This is a genomic window from Bacteroides sp. MSK.20.12 (assembly GCF_019052435.1).
Taxonomy (GTDB): Bacteria; Bacteroidota; Bacteroidia; order Bacteroidales; family Bacteroidaceae; genus Bacteroides; species Bacteroides xylanisolvens.
The window spans coordinates 72539-91137 of record NZ_JAHQVH010000001.1; the positions used below are offsets into that span (position 1 = coordinate 72539).

Sequence of the window (18599 nt, forward strand, 5' to 3'; positions counted from 1 at the left end):
GGGTGAGATTCAATATCTTTGTGAAAAGGACTTTAAACATTACCACTATGAATTCAAAAAGAAAAGACTTGCAATATGCTTCTGTCTTCTTATTGGCCGTGGCATTGACGTTCCTGATGGGGAAGGGTGATAATCTATGGTTGGTGTCATGGGGTGACTTGATACCGAGTTTGTTTGTATTGTTCATAGCAGGTGATTGTTTACATAGTTCCCTGCTTCGTATCAAACGTGGCGAAGAGGAGGGAGGAGCCCGGTGGAGTACTTGTTTCACTTTTCTGGTATTCAGCATTATTTTTATGGGCGACTTGTTCTTTATCGGAAACTTTATTGTCAATAAATTGTGGAGTTAAAAGAGATGTAAATGTTTTGTTCCATAGGTGTTTAATAGTGGACTCTTCTTCTTAACTATAATTATAAAGATTGACGGAGGTACGCTAGTATCTCCGTTTCTTGTTCCGGGTGGAACCATTTTATTTCTTCATCTCTTTTGAACCAGGTCATCTGTTTACGCGAATAAATGCGGGAGTTTTGCTTGATTTTGTCTATAGCAAAGGAGAGTTCCCATTCTCCGTCCAGATATTTGAACAGTTCTTTATAGCCTACTGTATTGAGTGAATTGAGGTGACGATAGGGAAGTACGGAACGTACTTCTTCCAATAATCCTTCCTCCATCATCTGGTCTACCCGACGGTTGATACGGTCATAAAGTTCTTCCCGATCACGAGTCAGGCCGACTTTCAGAATACGGAAAGGACGCTGTTTTTTTTGTTGGGTGCGAAAAGAAGTATAAGTGCGTCCGGTCATATAGCAAATCTCCAACGCATGAATTACCCGCTTGGGATTCTTCAGATCTACAATCCGGTAATATTCCGGGTCTAACAAGCGAAGTTCTGCGCAGAGTTGTTCAAGGCCTTCCTCTTCATACTTTTGTAACATGAGTTGACGGGTTTCCGCATCAACGGTAGGAATATCGTCAATTCCCTTACAGATAGCGTCTACATACATCATTGAGCCACCAGTGAGAATCACGACTTCGTGTTGCGTGAATAATTTCTCCAGAATATCCAGTGCTTCTGTTTCGTATTGAGCAGCGCTGTAATAGTCTGTGAGGTGGAGCGTGCCGACCAGTTGATGGGGGACACGTTTAAGTTGATCGGGAGTCGGAGCTGCCGTACCTATTTTTAATTCGGCATAAAGCTGTCTCGAATCGGCAGATACAATGCTTGTCTGAAATGTTTCTGCCAAGCGCAGGCTCAACTCCGTTTTCCCCACACCTGTAGGACCTATAAGAACAATGAGAGTAGGCATAGATTTTTAAGTATTAAGTATAGAAGTATTAAGTATTAAAGCGTACGGGACTAAAAAAATATTAGGTATTAACTGCCTGACACTACATAGCAATTAATACCTAATACTTGATATTTAATACTTAAAATTTTTCTTCTTCGTATGGGCTGCTAGTGTCACCACCTATGTCAAATCCTTCCTGATCGAAATCTTCCATGTCGAAGTCCTGGTCTCCATAGAAGTTTTCATCCAGATCAAGAGAACCTCCGGTAGCGGCCATTTCTTCAAAGTCTACCGTTTGTTTGGGAGCATCTCCTGATTTCTTGGTACATTTGGCACCATTCATATCTTTTCCGGTGATAATTTCGGATAGTTCGATGAAGAAACAACGTTCTGTCATGTAATCGAATACATATAGCAGTTTCTGTTTTTCATCTTCTACCAATTCGCTGATAGTAGTTTCTTTCATCACCCAGCTATCCATTTCCGGATTGTCGTCCATTTCTTCCAGGGTTACTTCTTTTTCTTTTTCCCAGTCGTCATCGCAGATAAAGAAAGAAGTCATCTGGTCGTTTGCGTACCCTACTGATTTCAGTATTGCTTCATGGAAGTCATAAAAAGTTGCTTCCGGATCAATTTGTATTTCTCTGACAAAATCGTCAACTTCATCAGATATGATAGTAAATCTGTATATCATAATATGACTATTTTGAACTGTTTATTTAATAATACCACGTTCTGAATTACGGATAAAATTGACTATATAGTCAATCTCCGGGCTCTTTTCGAATTCATCTTCTATTTTTTTCAATGCTTCTGTCGTGTTCAAACCACTTTGGTAGATGATACGATATGCATTGTGAATACTTTCGATCACTTCATTGGAGAAGCCACGACGGCGCAAGCCGATGATATTGATTCCGCTGAAAGCGATCGGTTCGCGTCCTGCAATGATGTAAGGAGGAATATCTTTACTGAAACGGCATCCGCCCTGAATCATTACATGACTGCCTACATGACAGAATTGATGCATCAATACATTGGCGCTGACAATCGCGTTATCATCAATGACGATTTCGCCTGCCATCTTGGTAGAGTTACCGATGATACATCCGTTACCAACCAATGCGTCGTGTGCTACGTGTACACCTTCCATCAATAAATTGTTATTTCCCACAATCGTGCGCCCTTTAGCTGCCGTACCACGGTTGATTGTTACATTTTCACGAATCAGATTATTATCTCCGATTTCGGCTGTCGATTCTTCACCGCGAAACTTGAGGTCCTGCGGAATGGCTCCGATAACGGCACCCGGAAAAATCGTGTTTCCGTTACCAATACGTGAACCGTATAAAATATTGGCGTTAGCCATAATTTTATTGTTGTCGCCGATAACTACGTTCTTATCTATAAATACAAAAGGCGCAATTTCTACATTTTCTCCGATCTTAGCTTCGGGATGGATATACGCTAAAGGACTTATCATGCTTTTAAATATCAATTATTACTTATTTTTTACTATTTGTGCCATGAATTCTGCTTCGCAAACAACTTTCTCGCCGACAAACGCATATCCTTTCATGGTAGAAATGCCGCGGCGGATAGGTGCCAGCAGTTCTACACGAAAGATGATTGTATCTCCCGGCACTACTTTCTGACGGAATTTCACTCCATCTATTTTCATGAAATAGGTAGAATAACGTTCAGGATCATCTACGGAATTCAAGACGAGCAAGCCTCCGACTTGTGCCATTGCTTCCACTTGAAGTACTCCCGGCATAACGGGCTCCTGTGGAAAATGTCCCTGGAAGAAAGGTTCGTTGGCTGTGATATTTTTAATACCTACAATGTAGTTGGCACCAATTTCAATCACTTTGTCCACCAGTTGGAAAGGATAGCGGTGCGGTAACAATTCGCGGATACGGTTTACATCCATTATTGGTTCACGGTTACAGTCGTAACTTGGTGCCTGTATTTCGTGCAGACGGATTTCTTTCCGCATCTGACGGGCAAATTTATTGTTGATGGTGTGTCCCGGACGGGTAGCGATGATACGACCTTTAATCGGTTTTCCAATTAGAGCGAGGTCACCAATGACATCAAGCAGTTTGTGACGGGCACATTCATTGGGCCAAACTAACGGTTTGTGATTGATATAGCCTAACTGATCGGCATCCATGTGAGGTACTCCCATCACATCTGCTAACTTATCGAAGCTTTCCTGTGACATCTTGCGTTCGTAGATTACGATCGCATTGTCCAGGTCGCCACCTTTAATCAATCCGGCGGAGAGCAACGGCTCTATTTCACGAACAAAGACGAAAGTACGGCTGGCAGCCACTTCGTCTTTGAAATTATGCATATCTTCAAGGGTAGCAAACTGATTCGGGATAATAGTCGAATCGTAAGAAACCAGTACATTCAGACTGAAATTCTCGTCAGGTAGTACAATGATAGAAGAACCAGTCGTTTCATCCCGGAACTCAATTTTAGACTTGATAATATAAAAGTCTTTGACGGCATTTTGTTCTACTGTTCCTACACGTTCTATTTCTTGTACGTAATATTGTGCACTACCATCTAAAATAGGAAATTCCGGTCCGTTAACTTGGATCAGGCAGTTATCAATGCCCAATGCGTAAAGGGCTGCCATACCATGTTCAATGGTGCTTACTTTGACTCCATTTTTCGACAATACAGTACCACGGGTGGTTTCTGTTACATTGTCGGCTACTGCGTCGATAGTTGGTTGTCCTTCTACGTCAATGCGTTGGATTTTATATCCGTGATTGTCCGGAGCTGGATTGAATGTTACAGTGAGATCAAGTCCAGTGTGAAGACCTTTCCCGCTCAGTGAAAAGCTATCTTTCAGCGTTTTTTGTTTCAGCATTGGTTACTTATTTACTTATTTAATAGTTGTTTTAATTCTTCTACTTCTTTGCGCAAGTTACGCAGTTCTTTCTGCATATCCGGCAGGCTTCTTTGTGCAATGGATGATTTGAAATATTGCTTCAGTTCCATAGGAGGAGTTCCGATAAGCTGGCTACCGGACTTGATGTCTCCCGGCACACCTGATTGTGCGCCTAATCCAACTTTATCTCCTATTTTAGCATGTCCTGCAATACCTACCTGACCACCGATCATACACCATTCACCCACTTTGGTAGAACCGGCAATTCCGGCTTGCGCAGCCATAACGGTATGCGAACCTATTTCATCATTGTGTGCTATTTGTATCAGATTGTCTAACTTGACACCGCTGTGTACTACCGTAGCTCCCATTGTAGCACGGTCTACACACGTATTAGCACCTATATCTACTTTATCTTCCAGAATAACAATTCCAATTTGCGGAATCTTATCATATCCGTTCGGAGTGGGAGCAAAACCAAATCCGTCAGCTCCGATCACTGCACCCGAATGAAGGATACATTCATTACCTATGCGGCAGTCATGATAAACATTTACATTGGAGTAAAGCAGGCAACTGTTGCCTATCTTCACGCCGTCTCCAACGAAAGTGTGGGGGTAAATTTGAGTATTATCTCCAATCACGGTATTTTCACCGATATAGGCAAAAGCACCGATGTATACATTCTCACCAATTTTGGCGCTGGGTGCAACGAAAGCTAATGAATCTATCCCTTGTTTCTTGGGCTTGCTCATCTCATAAAGATTGAGCAATTTAGCCAGACTTTCGTATGCATTGTCTACTTTGATAAGAGTAGCTTTAATTTCGTGTTCGGGAGTGAAGTCCTTATTAACCAAGACAATGCTTGATTGTGTTTCGTAGATGTAAGGTGTATATTTGGGATTTGACAGGAAAGAAATTGCTCCGGGCATTCCCTCTTCAATTTTAGCGAATGTGTGTACCGTAGCGTTTTCGTCTCCAATGATTTCCCCTTGGATAAATGCTGCAATTTGCTTAGCCGAGAACTCCATGTCTTTTATTTAAAATTTAATTAGTTCACAAATAACGGATTTTTTTTTCAGATTTCCGTGTTATTGCATGAATATTTTATACTTATCTGTGTAATCTCTGATAGCAGAGATAGTATTTCTTTACCTTTTTGGACAATAATGAGATGTTCAGCATGTCCGATGCTTCGGCAATATTTTTGATAGTGCCGTCTTTGTAGATAATATCAATACTGTCATCTGCCGGGTTATACATATTCTTTTCGATGCTGGGGGTAGAGACAAAATAGTTCGCTTCGGAAAGGGGTATGCCTAGTTGCTGGCTGATGTGCAAAGTTAATTCTTTTTTTCTGTCCTCACTAATAGGTTCCGACGAAATTTCCACTTTAAAGATATTTCGGTTTATCATTCCCGTGCTTAAAGTGGAAAGTACCTTATCTGTGTGGGTGCTCCACACTTTCAAGGCTGTCCATATATCATTGTCGTCCAGCTGGATAAAATTCTCCAGACAGTCGGGGTTGTTATAGAATTCCGTTGGATTGATATCATTGTAAAGGAAAAAACGTAATGCAGGAGATGCAAACAGTTCCACTCCTTGTGAAGCCAGTTCTTTGGCACGCAATAGAGTACTAATCAGCATCTTTTCGTATGCCACGGACGTCTTATGCAGGTATACTTGCCAGTACATCAGGCGACGTGCCGTGAGGAAATTCTCGATAGAATAGATCCCTTTGGATTCGACAACCAGTCGGTCATCCGCTACATCAAGCATTTTGATGATTCGGGCGGAGCCGATGTTACCTTCTGTTACGCCTGTATAAAAGCTGTCGCGGCGAAGATAATCAAGCCGGTCCATATCCAACTGACCGCTTACGAGTTGATGCAGAAAGCGTTTCGGGTATTCGTCCTTGAAGATTTGAATGGCAAGACTCAGCTGGCCGTTCATCTCTTTATTCATCCGTTCCATCAACATAAGAGAAATCTCTTCGTGCGAGACTCCTTTTACAATCGTGTCTTCCAGTACATGCGAGAAAGGGCCGTGTCCTATATCATGCAACAGGATGGCAGCCTGCACGGCCTCCGCTTCACTATCAAAGATAAAATTGCCTTTGGAGGCCAGTTGGGTGATAGCTTCACTCATCAGGTGAAAAGCACCTAAGGAGTGTTGGAAGCGGGTGTGTTGTGCACCGGGGTACACAACAGATGATAATCCTACTTGCTTGATGCGGGTAAGACGCTGCAAAAGGGGATGCCGTACTATATCGTACAGTAACCCCTTTGGAATATTGATGAACCCGAATACGGGGTCGTTAATTATCTTTCTTTCGTAAGGCATTCGTTTTCTTTAGAGATCCTTTTTCCCTTTTCAGAGAATTGCTTTGAGTTGTTCAGCCATTTGTGCTTGCACTTCTTGTGCGGCGGTGCGGGCAGCTTCTGCAAATTTCTCTGTTTTATCTACGTAGATAATACCACGCGACGAGTTAACAATCAATCCGCATGTACTGTTCATACCATATTTGCAAACTTCTTCGAGTGAACCGCCTTGTGCTCCCACGCCTGGTACGAGAAGGAAATGGTTCGGGACAATCTTGCGGATGTCCTCAAAAGCACGTCCTTGAGTAGCACCTACCACATACATCATGCGGTCATCGCCAGCCCATTCCTGTGATTTGCGTAATACTTTCTCGAACAGACGTTCACCGTTTACGTCTTCTGTCAATTGGAAGTCATGAGATCCTTTGTTGGAAGTCAATGCCAACAGGATCACCCATTTGCCTTCGTAGGTAAGGAACGGAGTAACGCTGTCTTCACCCATGTAGGGGGCTACTGTTACAGAGTCGATATCCAATTCTTCAAAGAATGTGCGGGCATACATTGCAGAAGTATTTCCGATGTCACCACGCTTTGCGTCAGCAATGATGAATTGATCCGGATAGTTATCTTTGATATATTTTACTGTCTTTTCAAATGCGATCCATCCTTTTACACCCATGCTTTCATAGAAAGCCAGATTGGGTTTGTAGGCGATACACAAATCAGCTGTCGCGTCAATGATTGCTTTGTTGAATGCAAAGATCGGATCTTCTTCTTTCAACAGATGTTCCGGGATTTTCTTGATGTCAGTATCAAGTCCTACACAAAGGAATGATTTTTTGCGCTTTATGTTTTCAAATAATTGTTGCTTATCCATCTTGTTATTTACTATTTTGCAATTTACTATTTACTATTTTAAGAACCCGTTCTCAACTCTCAATTCTCAACTCTCCACTTCTCTAAAGTTCGCTTTCTTTCAGGCGTTCCGCATTTTCCGCTACGATCAGATGGTCGATACAATCCTGAATGTCTCCGTCCATGAAGGCTGCCAGGTTATAGATTGTATAGTTGATGCGGTGGTCGGTGATACGTCCTTGAGGATAGTTGTAAGTTCGTATTTTGGCTGAACGGTCTCCGGTAGATACCATTGTCTTACGTTTGGAGGCAATGTCATCGATATATTTCTGATGTTCTTTGTCGTAGATAAAAGTACGGAGACGGGCCAAGGCGCGTTCTTTGTTTTTCGGCTGGTCGCGTGTCTCGGTACATTCGATAAGGATTTCTTCGGCAATACCGGTGTTCGGGTTCTTCCAGATATAGCGCAAACGTACTCCGGATTCTACCTTGTTTACATTCTGTCCGCCGGCACCACCGCTTCGGAAAGTGTCCCATTTGATTTCTCCTTCGTTGATGACTACATCGAACTCTTCTGCTTCAGGAAGCACGGCCACGGATGCGGCTGAAGTGTGAACACGTCCTTGCGTTTCCGTAGCAGGAACACGCTGTACGCGGTGTACTCCCGATTCGTATTTTAAAATTCCGTATACATTATCGCCTGTCACACTACAAACAATTTCTTTGAATCCGCCGGCTGTTCCTTCGTTCGCATTGGAGACTTCCATTTTCCAACCTTTGGTTTCACAGAATTTGGCATACATACGGAAGAGGTCACCGGCAAAGATAGCAGCTTCGTCGCCTCCTGCACCTCCGCGGATTTCGAGAATAGCGTTCTTGCTGTCTTGCGGGTCGGCAGGAACAAGCATCAGTTTGATTTCTTCTTCCAACACCGGGAGTCGCTCTTGACTATTGTCCATTTCTTCTTTCGCCATTTCGCGCATTTCAGCGTCCGATTCATTGGCAAGGATATTTTTAGCTTCTTCAATATTACCCAGTAATTGGATATATTCTTTCCTTGCTTTCATCAAGTCGTCTAATTCCTTATATTCTTTAGTCAACTTGACATAACGTTTCTGGTCGGCAATCACTGCCGGGTCTGTGATAAGGGTAGATATTTCTTCAAAACGGGCTACGAGTCCGTCTAATTTTTCTAGTATGGTACTATTGTCTGCCATTCTTTAATATCTAAATTCTCCGAATTCGCTCTTAATGATTAATTCTGTTTGCTCGCATGCTTCAACACGTCCTACAATCTGTGCCGGAATACCGAATGACTCGGAAATAGCTATTACTTCTTCTGCATGTTCCGGTGACAGGTAGACTTCGAGGCGATGTCCCATATTGAATACCTTGTACATTTCTGCCCAGTCCGTACCGCTTTGTTCTTGGATCGTTTTGAATAAAGGAGGAACAGGGAAAAGATTATCTTTTACTACACGAACGTTTTCTACAAAATGCAGAACTTTAGTTTGTGCACCACCGGAGCAGTGTACCATTCCGTGGATTTCCGGGCGCAATGCATCAAGTAATTTTTTGACTACCGGTGCGTATGTACGGGTAGGAGAGAGTACTAACTTACCTGCATCAATTGGAGAATCTTCCACGCTGTCTGTTAGTTTTAACTTACCGGAATAAACTAACTCTTCAGGAACTGCAGCATCATAGCTTTCCGGATATTTTTCAGCAAGATATTTGCCGAATACGTCGTGACGGGCACTCGTCAAACCGTTGCTACCCATACCGCCATTATATTCTTTTTCGTAAGTAGCTTGTCCGTAAGAAGCCAACCCAACGATTACGTCACCCGGGCGAATATTGGCATTGTCGATAACGTCTGAACGTTTCATACGGCAAGTTACGGTAGAGTCAACGATGATGGTACGTACCAAATCGCCGACATCTGCAGTTTCACCACCGGTTGCATATACGCCTACACCCATTTCACGGAGTTCGGCCAGCAATTCGTCTGTTCCGTTGATGATGGCGGAGATTACTTCTCCGGGAATCAACAGTTTGTTACGTCCAATGGTAGATGAAACAAGGATATTGTCTACGGCACCTACACAAAGCAGGTCGTCGATATTCATAATCAATGCATCCTGTGCAATACCTTTCCAAACGGATAAGTCACCCGTTTCTTTCCAGTACATATAAGCAAGAGATGATTTGGTTCCGGCACCATCGGCATGCATAATGTTGCAATATTCCGGGTCACCTCCCAATATATCGGGAATAATTTTACAGAATGCTTTCGGGAAGATTCCTTTGTCGATGTTCTTGATGGCGTTGTGCACATCTTCTTTTGATGCGCTTACTCCACGCATCATGTATCGTTGATTACTCATGAGTTATAGAATTATTTTGTATACGGCTGCAAAAGTACAGCTTTTTTTTGGTACAGCCAACTAGGTACTAGTAAATGTTAATCATTAACTTTTATACTTTGGGATATTCTATTGAAAAGGAGAAGAATAATAGAAAATTAAGAGTTAAAATCATAGTAATGAGAACTATGAATTTAACTCTTAATTATAGAAGGGTTTTATCTAATCTTTTTTAGAATTCTACCTTCGGAGCCTTTTCACTTCCTTCCTCTGCTTCAAAATATGCTTTCTTATCGAAGCCGAACATTCCTGCAAAGATATTTTTCGGGAAACGGCGGATATTGGTATTATAAGCCTGGGCAGCATCATTGAAGTTTTTGCGTGCTACATTGATACGGTTTTCGGTTCCTTCTAGTTGAGCTTGAAGTTCCAGGAAGTTCTGGTTAGCTTTCAGGTCCGGATAATTCTCGGTGATGGCTAATAACTTGCCCAATGCTGATGTTACAGCACCTTGTGCCTTTTGGTATTGCGCCAGCTTTTCCGGTGTCAGGTCGGCAGCATCTACTTTGATTTGAGTAGCCTGGCTACGTGCGGCAACAACTCCTTCCAAGGTTTCCTTTTCATGTGTCGCATATCCTTTCACTGTGTTTACCAAGTTAGGAATCAAGTCGGCACGACGTTGATATTGAGTTTCTACATTTGCTCATTGACCACTTACATTCTCGTCCATAGTAACCAGACCGTTATATACACTTACTGCCCATATAACAAGGATAGCCACAACGGCTAAGATGATAATAATTGACTTCTTCATGTTTCTAATTATTCTATAGTTTTTGTTAATTTATCAGGGTTTTGACGAACGTCCCAAACTGTCACAATGATTACATCCTTATTAGCATCAACGTAATAAATAAGTTTATAATTAGTGTCTACTACTAATGCTCTGTAACAGAGTGTAACTCTTTCTGAAGTATTTAGAATGTTTCCCGCATTTGGGAAAGTTCTAAGCATCTCTGCTTCTTTGATAAGTTTATTATGTAATTTAGCAGCTATACGTTCGTTTTTTGTATATTGTAATGTTTGTAAATAAACTAATTCTAGCGTTTGCAAAGCCGATTGAGTCCAAACAATATTTGTCATTTCATATAATATTTGAGAACATCCTCATGTGAAACAATTCTTCCTGCCTTGACATCCTCCATACCTCTGTTGATTGCGATCTCTAATTCTTCTTGAGTATGTGGTAATAACCATGATTTTTGTTCCAATTCGTTGGAGAATCGAAGCATTTCTTTGAGCTGATTTTCTTCCATTAACATAACTCGTTCCATAATTTTCTGTCTCATGGTGATGGTGTCCATACCGTAAGAACCAGTTGGCTCATGGACAACTTTTTCTTGTTCTTTTTTTTCTTGATATTCTTTATTCTCTTTCATTTTCTTCTGTCTTAGTCATTAGGTAAAGTTACTAATTTATTTCGAAACTAGGGCATTGGATAACATTTATTTTAGAAACGAGAACCGGCACCACCGCCTCCGCCCATTCCTCCGCCAAAGCTGCCTCCACCGAAACCGCCTCCGCCTCCGAAACCACCTCTGCCTCCGCCAAAACCACCAATGAACGGACCGCCTCCGCCACCGCCCCGGTGATGGTAATCATTGTCATAACTTTGCTGGCGACGTATGATGGTATGTCCGCAGTTTCTACATGTATAGGTGACATCTTCGGTCTTCACTCCATTAATCCGGGATACGACTCTGCTTCCGCTTCTCTGCAATTGATGTTTACCACAATTCGGACAGCGACTTTGTTTGCGTACCGAAAAGAAAGCAAGACCTCCGCCAATGGCGATAAAACAAAGGATGGCAAGAATAAAATCAAAAGAACCACCACTGTTAGAATCGGAGAGAGCATCATTTTCCATCGAGCCGTCGAGCCGCTGACAAGTCGCTTTTATACCAGCCACCATTCCTGCATCCCAATTCCTATCTTTGAGGTAAGGAATCATATATCTTGTTTGAATCCTTTTGCAGATAGCATCAGGAAGTACTCCTTCCAGACCATAACCGGTATAGAACTGTATACAGCGTTGATCGGTGACTAATAAAATGACTAATCCATTGTTTTTGCCTTTTTTTCCTACACCCCATTTATTAAGCAGCTGATGACAGAAGTCGAAACAATCTTCTTCTCCGATTGAGGGAACTACGGCAACCACTGTTTCAATGCCAGTTTGTTGTTCCAAAGCATAAAGCATGGAGTCTATACTGTCACAAGCAGTCTGTGAAAGTATTCCTGCCGGGTTGCAAACATATTGCATTTTGTTTTGCAGATGTACTTTCGGAAGGTTGTCCACCGTGTATACTTTCTCTTGAGCTTGTAGTGGGAACAGAAGAAAAGTAGCTAGTATAAAAGTTAATATTGATTTCATAACGATTATTTTATGCTTGCAAATATAGAAACTTTTTCTGTTATGAATCTTAAACTCCTTGTTATAATAGGTTTAATGGATGTATCGTCCGACGAATGCACGGACTCGGTCGGTGTACTCATGTTTATTCTCTTGGTATGAAACGGCATGAGCGGCTCCTGGCACAATCCACAGTTCCTTGGGCTCCGGTTTGGCTTCGTAAAGCGGGTATACCATCCAGGTAGGCACATACGTGTCTTTGTCCCCGTGGATAAATAACATTGGAAGTTGTGATTTGGCTACTTGTTTCAGTGAAGAAGCTTCTTTGAAATTCCATCCATATTTCTTTTCGCAAAGCCAGCTTGTGGTGTACATGAGTGGAAAAGGAGGAAGATGAAAACTTGTTTTCAACTCGTGTGAGAATTCGTCCCATACGCTGGTGTAACCGCAATCTTCTACAAAGCATTTGACAAACGGCTTTTGCTCCTCACCGGACACCATCATGGTCGTTGCACCTCCCATTGAAATTCCGTGTACAACCATCTGTGTGCTGTCTCCGAAGATTTCATTAGCGATGTTCATCCATTGCAATACATCTAGACGGTCTTTCCAGCCCATTTGAATGGCAGGACCTTCACTTTCTCCCTGATGTTGCAGGTCGGGGAGTAATATATTATATCCTAAATCACGATTATACAGATAACCGATCATAAACATGCGGATAGCATTATCCGTATACCCGTGTACAATGACTGCGGTCTTGCTGGTAGGTTGGGGAGCAGCCACATAATACGCATGTAGTTGTATGCCGTGTGGGTTTATGATAAAAGTGTCTTTCAGTGCATCCACTTGTTTCAGACTATCCACCCATGGACGCAAAAAAGGGTAGTTTTTATACATGAAAGGATAAGAGTCAGCATCTTTAGACAAAATTTTGGCATTCGGAGTCAATGAGAAGTTTAACATATAAAAACTTCCTCCGATAGTGCAGCCGGTCAATGCCAGCATGATAATAATGATGCTATATACTACTTTTCTCCTCATAAAAACTTCTTTTAACCCTTATTTATGCCATATCTCCCAGGCGGCAAATGCCTGAAGCAGGAGCATTTCCAGACCGTTTTTCACAACAGCCCCTTGCGCTTCTCCTTTTTTCATGAACAGCGTAACGTTCGGATTATATAACAAATCGTAGAGCAAATGGTTTGGTGTCAGAAGTTCATAAGGGATATTAGGGCAGAAATCTACCTTAGGAAACATTCCTACGGGAGTACTATTGACAATGACTGTGTATTCTGTCATAATTTCGGGAGTCAGTTCTTCATAAGTCAGCATATCATCGGCTTTGTGGGTGCGCGATACGAAGATGCTTTCGATACCTAGATTCTTCAGACCGTGGTAGACAGCTTTGGAAGCTCCGCCGGTACCCAAAATCAACGCTTTCTTGTGATGAGGCTGCAACAAGGGCTGGATAGATTGAGTGAATCCAATGATATCGGAGTTGTAACCCACCAATTTGACTTTTCCTTTTGGCTGGCGAATGATTTTAATCACATTGACTGCGCCTATCTTTGCGGTGTCACGATCGAGTTCATCCAGAAAAGGAATCACTTGTTCTTTGTAAGGGATGGTGACATTGAGCCCGCACAGGTTGGGATTCTCTTCGATCACTTCCATGAAGTTATTGATACTGGGAATCTCGAAATTCACATACTCAGCATTGATTCCTTCGGATTTGAACTTCTCATTAAAGTATCCGATAGAAAATGAATGTCGCAGAGGATAGCCGATTAAACCATATTTTTCCATAATATAATAAGGGTTAAATTAATCATTCACAATGAATTGCTATTTTGTTGCGGTATAAAGAGTGCAGATGCCAAAGGTCAGCCGTTTGAAGTTGACTTCGCTAAATCCGGCTCGGGCGATGACTCCTTTCATCACTTCCCCTTGAGGAAATACTTTGATGGTATCCGGCAGATAGCGGTAGGCACTGTTATCTTTGGAGAGCAGTTTGCCCAATAATGGAATGACGACTTTTGAGTAGATGGAAAACAATTGTTTCATCGGGAAACGGTCCGGAGTGGTAAGTTCCAAAATCACAAGATGACCGCCCGGTTTCAATACACGGCACATTTCGGAGAGTCCTTTGTCGAGGTCTTCGAAATTGCGGATACCGAAAGCTACGGTGATGGCGTCAAAATCATTGTCGGCAAAAGAGAGTGAAGTACAGTCCTCCCGGGCAAAAGAGATTTTGTCCGACAGTCCTTCCTTTTTTACTTTTTCACGTCCCACATTCATCATGCCTTCCGAGATGTCCGTCCCGATCAGTTCGGCAGGTTGCAGTTTACGACAGGCGAGGATAGCAAAATCTCCTGTGCCGGTAGCTACATCCATCATACGCTGCGGTTGGAAAGGGCGTAACCAGGCAATCGCTTTTTTGCGCCAGCTGCGGTCGATACCTAGAGATAAGGTATGGTTCAGCTTATCGTATGCATGTGCGATGTTGTCGAACATTCGTTCCACTTGCTCGGTCTTTTTCCCTTCTTCGTCGTAAGGCTTGATATGTTGTTGTGGGTAGTCCATTCTTTTTAATTGATAGTTGATAAATGATAGTTAGAAGATGATAGTTGATAAATGATAGTTGGCGGATAATAATTAAGGTTGAAGTTATATGCGATGAATTGCATACGAACTGTCATTCATTATCTGTCAACTATCATTTATTATCTGTCATTTGTTGACTATCAACGATTCAAGAACGTTTCAACGTTTTTGAATATACGTTCAGCGATGTTGGTGGTATCTTCTTTCACAAATTTCTCACCGGTGATGTTTTCGAACAATTCGATGTAACGGTCACTGATGCTTTGTACGATAGCCGGAGTCATTTCAGGCACTTTCTGACCGTCTTTGCCCTGGAAACCGTTTTCCATCAACCATTCGCGAACGAACTCTTTAGAAAGTTGTTTCTGTGGTTCGCCTTTTTCGAAACGTTCCTGGTAACCTTCAGCATAGAAATAACGGCTTGAATCTGGAGTGTGGATTTCGTCCATCAGGTAGATAGTACCGTTGTGCTTGCCGAATTCGTATTTTGTATCTACGAGAATCAGTCCGCGTTCTGCTGCGATTTCAGTACCGCGTTTGAAAAGGGCTAATGTATATTTTTCGAGGATTTCATACTCTTCCGGAGTAGCCAATCCCTGTTTCAGGATTTCTTCTTTAGAGATGTCTTCGTCGTGCAATCCCATTTCTGCTTTCGTAGTCGGAGTGACGATCGGTTCGGGGAATTTTTGGTTTTCGCGCATTCCGTCCGGCAATTTCACACCGCAAATCTCGCGTACACCGCTTTTGTAAGCCCGCCATGCGCTACCGCACAGGTAACCACGTACAATCATTTCCACCGGAAAACCTTCACACAACACACCCACTGTTACCATTGGGTCCGGAGTAGCCATTTTCCAGTTCGGACAGATGTCAGTAGTGGCATCGAGGAATTTAGCTGCAATCTGGTTCAGCATTTGTCCTTTGTAAGGAATACCTTCAGGTAGTACTACGTCAAAGGCCGAAATACGGTCGGTTGCTACCATGACGAGTTTTTCGCCGTTGATGTTGTACACATCGCGCACTTTTCCGTGGTACACACTTTTCTGTCCCGGAAAGTTGAAATCTGTTTTTGTTAATGCTTTCATAATGATATATATATTAAAATTATGCTTCTTTCTTTAATTTCACCACGGAGGACACGGAGGACACGGAGTACACAGAGTCTTCATTGAGATATTTGGATTAAATCCTCTGTGTACTCTGTGTCCTCTGTGGTGAACCGTTCCGTTCGGCTTTCGCTTCTTTATCGAACTTTTCGTAAGCATCCACGATACGTTCCACCAGTTTATGGCGTACGATATCTTTCTTATTCAGTTCAACAAAACTGATCCCTTTCACTCCCTTCAAGATGCGGAGGGCTTGCACCAATCCCGATGTTTGTGAAGCGGGAAGGTCAATCTGTGTCATGTCTCCCGTCACAATCATTTTGGTGTTCATACCCATACGGGTGAGGAACATTTTGATTTGTTGTGCGGTAGTATTCTGGGCTTCGTCCAATATAACGACTGCATCATTTAGCGTACGTCCGCGCATAAAGGCTAACGGGGCAATTTGGATAATGTTCAATTCCATGTATTCCTTTAACTTGGCGGCAGGTATCATATCCTGCAAGGCGTCATATAAAGGTTGTAGGTATGGATCGATCTTATCTTTCATGTCGCCGGGCAGGAAACCGAGTTTTTCTCCGGCTTCTACGGCGGGGCGGCTAAGAATGATTTTTTTGATTTCTTTGTTTTTCAATGCACGCACGGCAAGGGCGATAGCAGTGTATGTTTTTCCCGAACCTGCCGGACCGATGGCGAATACCATATCATTTTTGGCGAATCCTTCTACCAGTTTCAACTGGTTTTCGCTTCGGGGGATGATAGGCTTGCCCGTGACGCTGAACACAATCACGTTTCCTGTCTGTTCCGCTTGCGGAGCATTTCCTTTTATAATGTCAATGATAACTTCTTCTTTCAGTGAATTATATTCGGCGCAGTACTTTTCAAGTTTGGTGATATTTTCTTCGAAGGCACACATTTCCTCCTCGTCGCCCAGCACTTTGATGACATTGCCTCGGGCAACTATGCGTAGCTTTGGATATAAAGCTTTAATTAACTGTATGTTGGCGTTGTTTACACCGTAAAAAATAACCGGATCAATGTCCTCAAGAACAATCAGCTTCTCTATCATTAAGTTGTATTAAAGAAAAATTTCTGCAAATTTAATCAAACGTTTTGGATTCTCTGATTGTTTGGAGGTGAATTTTACTGCAAATCTTCTACTATCCACTTTTCGATGTTTCTTGTTTCATTACTGAAATTAATGCCTATTTTAAATATTTGTCGCTTGTCGGCAGCAAATGCTTGTGCATAATGTTTGTCATTGATTTGTTGCAGAGCTTCTTCGGCGGTTCCCTCCAGTTTGAATTCCATCACATAGATGAAATGCTCGGTTTGCAGGACGAGGTCAATGCGTCCTTGTGAGGTATGATACTCTGCTTTTACATAGAATCCAATGAGTTTAAATACGATGAAGAGTACATTTTGATAATGTAGTTCCAAATCGCGTACCAATTCGTAAGGTGTATCGGCAAAGAAACTTTGCAGGCGGCGGAAAAAGGCATCATAATCACCTTGTTCCACTTCATCGACAAACTGCCGTATTTGGAAAGGAGATTCGATTACATCTATATTGGTATAGAACGGAAGGAGGTATTTTACAAAACCTTCTTCTACTTCCCGATTGGGAAATCCCAGTCGATAAATCCCAAAGCGATTGTCGAATCCTTTGATCGTAAGATATCCACTTTGATAGATAACCGGAATAGGATTTCGGGACGTCGAATCAATGCTGTTCAGTACATCTGCATCCGTTTCTTCATGGGTGATACGTTGGAGATTATAATTGGATTTCTTTAGTAATTCTACCAAATAAGTCGGGGTGCCGGTTTCAAACCAGTAACTACCGAATTTCATTTTATAGAATGTATTGAGCAAACTGAATGGGTTGTATATTCCTATGGAATTTTCTACGAAATGATAACCATCATAACATTCTTTCAGTTCGGAGCATACCTCCTCATAAGTCATTTTCTGTTTATCTGCCAAGATATGCAGGTCTTCTTCCATGATATCGTGGATTTCTTTTTCTGTGATTCCGCAGAGTTCCACGTACTGTTCGTCCATAGAAATATCTATCAGGTTGTTCAGGTCGCTGAATACACTGACTTTACCGAACTTGGTGACACCTGTCAAGAAAGCAAATTTGATATGACCGTCCATAGTTTTCAATACACTATAGAAAGCCTTCATCGTATTGCGGAATTTTCGCTGAAGTGGTTCGTTGCCTATTGCCTGTAACATCGGTTTGTCGTATTCGTCAATAAGGATAACGACGCGTTGTCCGGCTTGCTTGTTGGCCCGTTCGATGATGCCCCGGAAACGCAACGCAAAGGTTGTTTCTGAAGGAGCGGTGCCATACAATCGTTCCCACTTTCCCAATGTGAAGTTTAAGATACTTTCCAGACTTTCCAATGTATCATATTTTTCGGTGTTAAGATCCATGTGGAGAATGGGATATTTGATCCATTCTTTCTCCAGTTCCTCTATGGCTAAATTCGTAAAGAGTTCCTTTTTCCCTGAAAAATAAGCTTCAAGGGTGGATATCAACAGGCTCTTCCCAAAGCGGCGCGGGCGGCTAAGAAAATAGTAACGGCCGGTTTTTACTAATTGGTAAATGAGTCTGGTTTTATCTACATAGAGATAACCATCGTTACGGAGACTTTCAAAATTCTGTATGCCGATAGGATATAGCTTGCTCATAATCTGATTCTTTTAGCGTTGGATTCATACAAA

The 18599-nt window shown here is 42.2% G+C and carries 19 protein-coding genes and 1 pseudogene; 1 reads left to right on the forward strand and 19 read right to left on the reverse strand.

Annotated elements, in window-relative coordinates; genetic code table 11:
* The first annotated feature begins 47 nt into the window (after positions 1-47).
* Complete coding sequence (locus KTR06_RS00210; protein WP_004301693.1) at positions 48-350, forward strand: hypothetical protein; 303 nt, start codon at positions 48-50, stop codon at positions 348-350.
* A 61-nt stretch (positions 351-411) separates the two neighbouring features.
* Here KTR06_RS00210 and miaA read toward each other — a convergent pair whose 3' ends face one another.
* The 19 genes and pseudogenes from miaA to KTR06_RS00305 all read right to left on the reverse strand — a co-directional run bounded on the left by miaA (position 412) and on the right by KTR06_RS00305 (position 18569).
* Positions 412-1308, reverse strand: coding sequence for a tRNA (adenosine(37)-N6)-dimethylallyltransferase MiaA (gene miaA, locus KTR06_RS00215; protein WP_217289834.1), 897 nt, complete (start codon positions 1306-1308; stop codon positions 412-414).
* 121 nt (positions 1309-1429) lie between these two features.
* A complete protein-coding gene (locus KTR06_RS00220) occupies positions 1430-1984 on the reverse strand; it encodes a hypothetical protein (RefSeq protein ID WP_120143731.1) in 555 nt (184 codons plus the stop codon).
* A gap of 21 nt (positions 1985-2005) precedes the next feature.
* Positions 2006-2773, reverse strand: a complete 768-nt coding sequence (lpxA, locus tag KTR06_RS00225) for an acyl-ACP--UDP-N-acetylglucosamine O-acyltransferase (protein ID WP_004320906.1) — start codon at positions 2771-2773, stop codon at positions 2006-2008.
* A gap of 18 nt (positions 2774-2791) precedes the next feature.
* Positions 2792-4177, reverse strand: a complete 1386-nt coding sequence (locus KTR06_RS00230) for a bifunctional UDP-3-O-[3-hydroxymyristoyl] N-acetylglucosamine deacetylase/3-hydroxyacyl-ACP dehydratase (RefSeq protein ID WP_004301699.1) — start codon at positions 4175-4177, stop codon at positions 2792-2794.
* A gap of 11 nt (positions 4178-4188) precedes the next feature.
* A complete protein-coding gene (gene lpxD, locus KTR06_RS00235) occupies positions 4189-5229 on the reverse strand; it encodes a UDP-3-O-(3-hydroxymyristoyl)glucosamine N-acyltransferase (RefSeq protein WP_004320905.1) in 1041 nt (346 codons plus the stop codon).
* An 82-nt stretch (positions 5230-5311) separates the two neighbouring features.
* On the reverse strand, positions 5312-6541 hold the full coding sequence (locus KTR06_RS00240) for an HD domain-containing protein (protein WP_120070507.1): 1230 nt from the start codon (positions 6539-6541) through the stop codon (positions 5312-5314).
* A 30-nt stretch (positions 6542-6571) separates the two neighbouring features.
* Positions 6572-7396, reverse strand: coding sequence for an orotidine-5'-phosphate decarboxylase (gene pyrF, locus KTR06_RS00245; protein ID WP_004301706.1), 825 nt, complete (start codon positions 7394-7396; stop codon positions 6572-6574).
* A gap of 82 nt (positions 7397-7478) precedes the next feature.
* Complete coding sequence (prfA, locus tag KTR06_RS00250; RefSeq protein WP_004301709.1) at positions 7479-8591, reverse strand: peptide chain release factor 1; 1113 nt, start codon at positions 8589-8591, stop codon at positions 7479-7481.
* A gap of 3 nt (positions 8592-8594) precedes the next feature.
* A complete protein-coding gene (locus tag KTR06_RS00255; RefSeq protein ID WP_004320904.1) occupies positions 8595-9761 on the reverse strand; it encodes an AIR synthase-related protein in 1167 nt (388 codons plus the stop codon).
* 211 nt (positions 9762-9972) lie between these two features.
* Positions 9973-10554 (reverse strand): annotated as a pseudogene (locus KTR06_RS00260) (LemA family protein).
* An 8-nt stretch (positions 10555-10562) separates the two neighbouring features.
* The gene (locus KTR06_RS00265; protein WP_008645477.1) at positions 10563-10883 is read right to left on the reverse strand and encodes a type II toxin-antitoxin system RelE/ParE family toxin; all 321 of its coding nucleotides are present in this window, start codon (positions 10881-10883) and stop codon (positions 10563-10565) included.
* On the reverse strand, positions 10880-11179 hold the full coding sequence (locus tag KTR06_RS00270; RefSeq protein WP_004315684.1) for a hypothetical protein: 300 nt from the start codon (positions 11177-11179) through the stop codon (positions 10880-10882). Before KTR06_RS00270 ends, KTR06_RS00265 begins: the two co-directional genes overlap by 4 nt.
* 71 nt (positions 11180-11250) lie before the next feature.
* Positions 11251-12174: a YgcG family protein gene (locus tag KTR06_RS00275; protein ID WP_217289835.1), complete on the reverse strand. Its 924-nt coding sequence runs from the start codon at positions 12172-12174 to the stop codon at positions 11251-11253.
* Positions 12175-12246: 72 nt separating this feature from the next.
* Positions 12247-13197, reverse strand: coding sequence for an alpha/beta hydrolase (locus KTR06_RS00280; RefSeq protein WP_217289836.1), 951 nt, complete (start codon positions 13195-13197; stop codon positions 12247-12249).
* An 18-nt stretch (positions 13198-13215) separates the two neighbouring features.
* On the reverse strand, positions 13216-13962 hold the full coding sequence (locus tag KTR06_RS00285; RefSeq protein ID WP_217289837.1) for a shikimate dehydrogenase: 747 nt from the start codon (positions 13960-13962) through the stop codon (positions 13216-13218).
* A gap of 39 nt (positions 13963-14001) precedes the next feature.
* Positions 14002-14739, reverse strand: coding sequence for a bifunctional demethylmenaquinone methyltransferase/2-methoxy-6-polyprenyl-1,4-benzoquinol methylase UbiE (gene ubiE, locus KTR06_RS00290; protein ID WP_004315680.1), 738 nt, complete (start codon positions 14737-14739; stop codon positions 14002-14004).
* 161 nt (positions 14740-14900) lie between these two features.
* Positions 14901-15845, reverse strand: coding sequence for a phosphoribosylaminoimidazolesuccinocarboxamide synthase (locus tag KTR06_RS00295; RefSeq protein ID WP_004315679.1), 945 nt, complete (start codon positions 15843-15845; stop codon positions 14901-14903).
* 97 nt (positions 15846-15942) lie between these two features.
* A complete protein-coding gene (locus KTR06_RS00300; protein ID WP_022199898.1) occupies positions 15943-16935 on the reverse strand; it encodes a PhoH family protein in 993 nt (330 codons plus the stop codon).
* Between the two features lie 74 nt (positions 16936-17009).
* On the reverse strand, positions 17010-18569 hold the full coding sequence (locus KTR06_RS00305; protein WP_120070513.1) for an ATP-binding protein: 1560 nt from the start codon (positions 18567-18569) through the stop codon (positions 17010-17012).
* Positions 18570-18599 lie beyond the last annotated feature (30 nt).

Coding starts and splice junctions, on each gene's coding strand:
- KTR06_RS00275 (WP_217289835.1), bottom strand. CDS start 12,174: ATGAAATCAATATTAACTTTTATACTAGCTACTTTTCTTCTGTTCCCA.
- KTR06_RS00300 (WP_022199898.1), bottom strand. CDS start 16,935: ATGATAGAGAAGCTGATTGTTCTTGAGGACATTGATCCGGTTATTTTT.
- miaA (WP_217289834.1), bottom strand. CDS start 1,308: ATGCCTACTCTCATTGTTCTTATAGGTCCTACAGGTGTGGGGAAAACG.
- KTR06_RS00210 (WP_004301693.1), top strand. CDS start 48: ATGAATTCAAAAAGAAAAGACTTGCAATATGCTTCTGTCTTCTTATTG.
- ubiE (WP_004315680.1), bottom strand. CDS start 14,739: ATGGACTACCCACAACAACATATCAAGCCTTACGACGAAGAAGGGAAA.
- KTR06_RS00220 (WP_120143731.1), bottom strand. CDS start 1,984: ATGATATACAGATTTACTATCATATCTGATGAAGTTGACGATTTTGTC.
- KTR06_RS00230 (WP_004301699.1), bottom strand. CDS start 4,177: ATGCTGAAACAAAAAACGCTGAAAGATAGCTTTTCACTGAGCGGGAAA.
- prfA (WP_004301709.1), bottom strand. CDS start 8,591: ATGGCAGACAATAGTACCATACTAGAAAAATTAGACGGACTCGTAGCC.
- KTR06_RS00285 (WP_217289837.1), bottom strand. CDS start 13,962: ATGGAAAAATATGGTTTAATCGGCTATCCTCTGCGACATTCATTTTCT.
- KTR06_RS00240 (WP_120070507.1), bottom strand. CDS start 6,541: ATGCCTTACGAAAGAAAGATAATTAACGACCCCGTATTCGGGTTCATC.
- lpxA (WP_004320906.1), bottom strand. CDS start 2,773: ATGATAAGTCCTTTAGCGTATATCCATCCCGAAGCTAAGATCGGAGAA.
- KTR06_RS00280 (WP_217289836.1), bottom strand. CDS start 13,197: ATGAGGAGAAAAGTAGTATATAGCATCATTATTATCATGCTGGCATTG.
- KTR06_RS00265 (WP_008645477.1), bottom strand. CDS start 10,883: ATGACAAATATTGTTTGGACTCAATCGGCTTTGCAAACGCTAGAATTA.
- KTR06_RS00270 (WP_004315684.1), bottom strand. CDS start 11,179: ATGAAAGAGAATAAAGAATATCAAGAAAAAAAAGAACAAGAAAAAGTT.
- KTR06_RS00255 (WP_004320904.1), bottom strand. CDS start 9,761: ATGAGTAATCAACGATACATGATGCGTGGAGTAAGCGCATCAAAAGAA.
- lpxD (WP_004320905.1), bottom strand. CDS start 5,229: ATGGAGTTCTCGGCTAAGCAAATTGCAGCATTTATCCAAGGGGAAATC.
- KTR06_RS00295 (WP_004315679.1), bottom strand. CDS start 15,845: ATGAAAGCATTAACAAAAACAGATTTCAACTTTCCGGGACAGAAAAGT.
- pyrF (WP_004301706.1), bottom strand. CDS start 7,396: ATGGATAAGCAACAATTATTTGAAAACATAAAGCGCAAAAAATCATTC.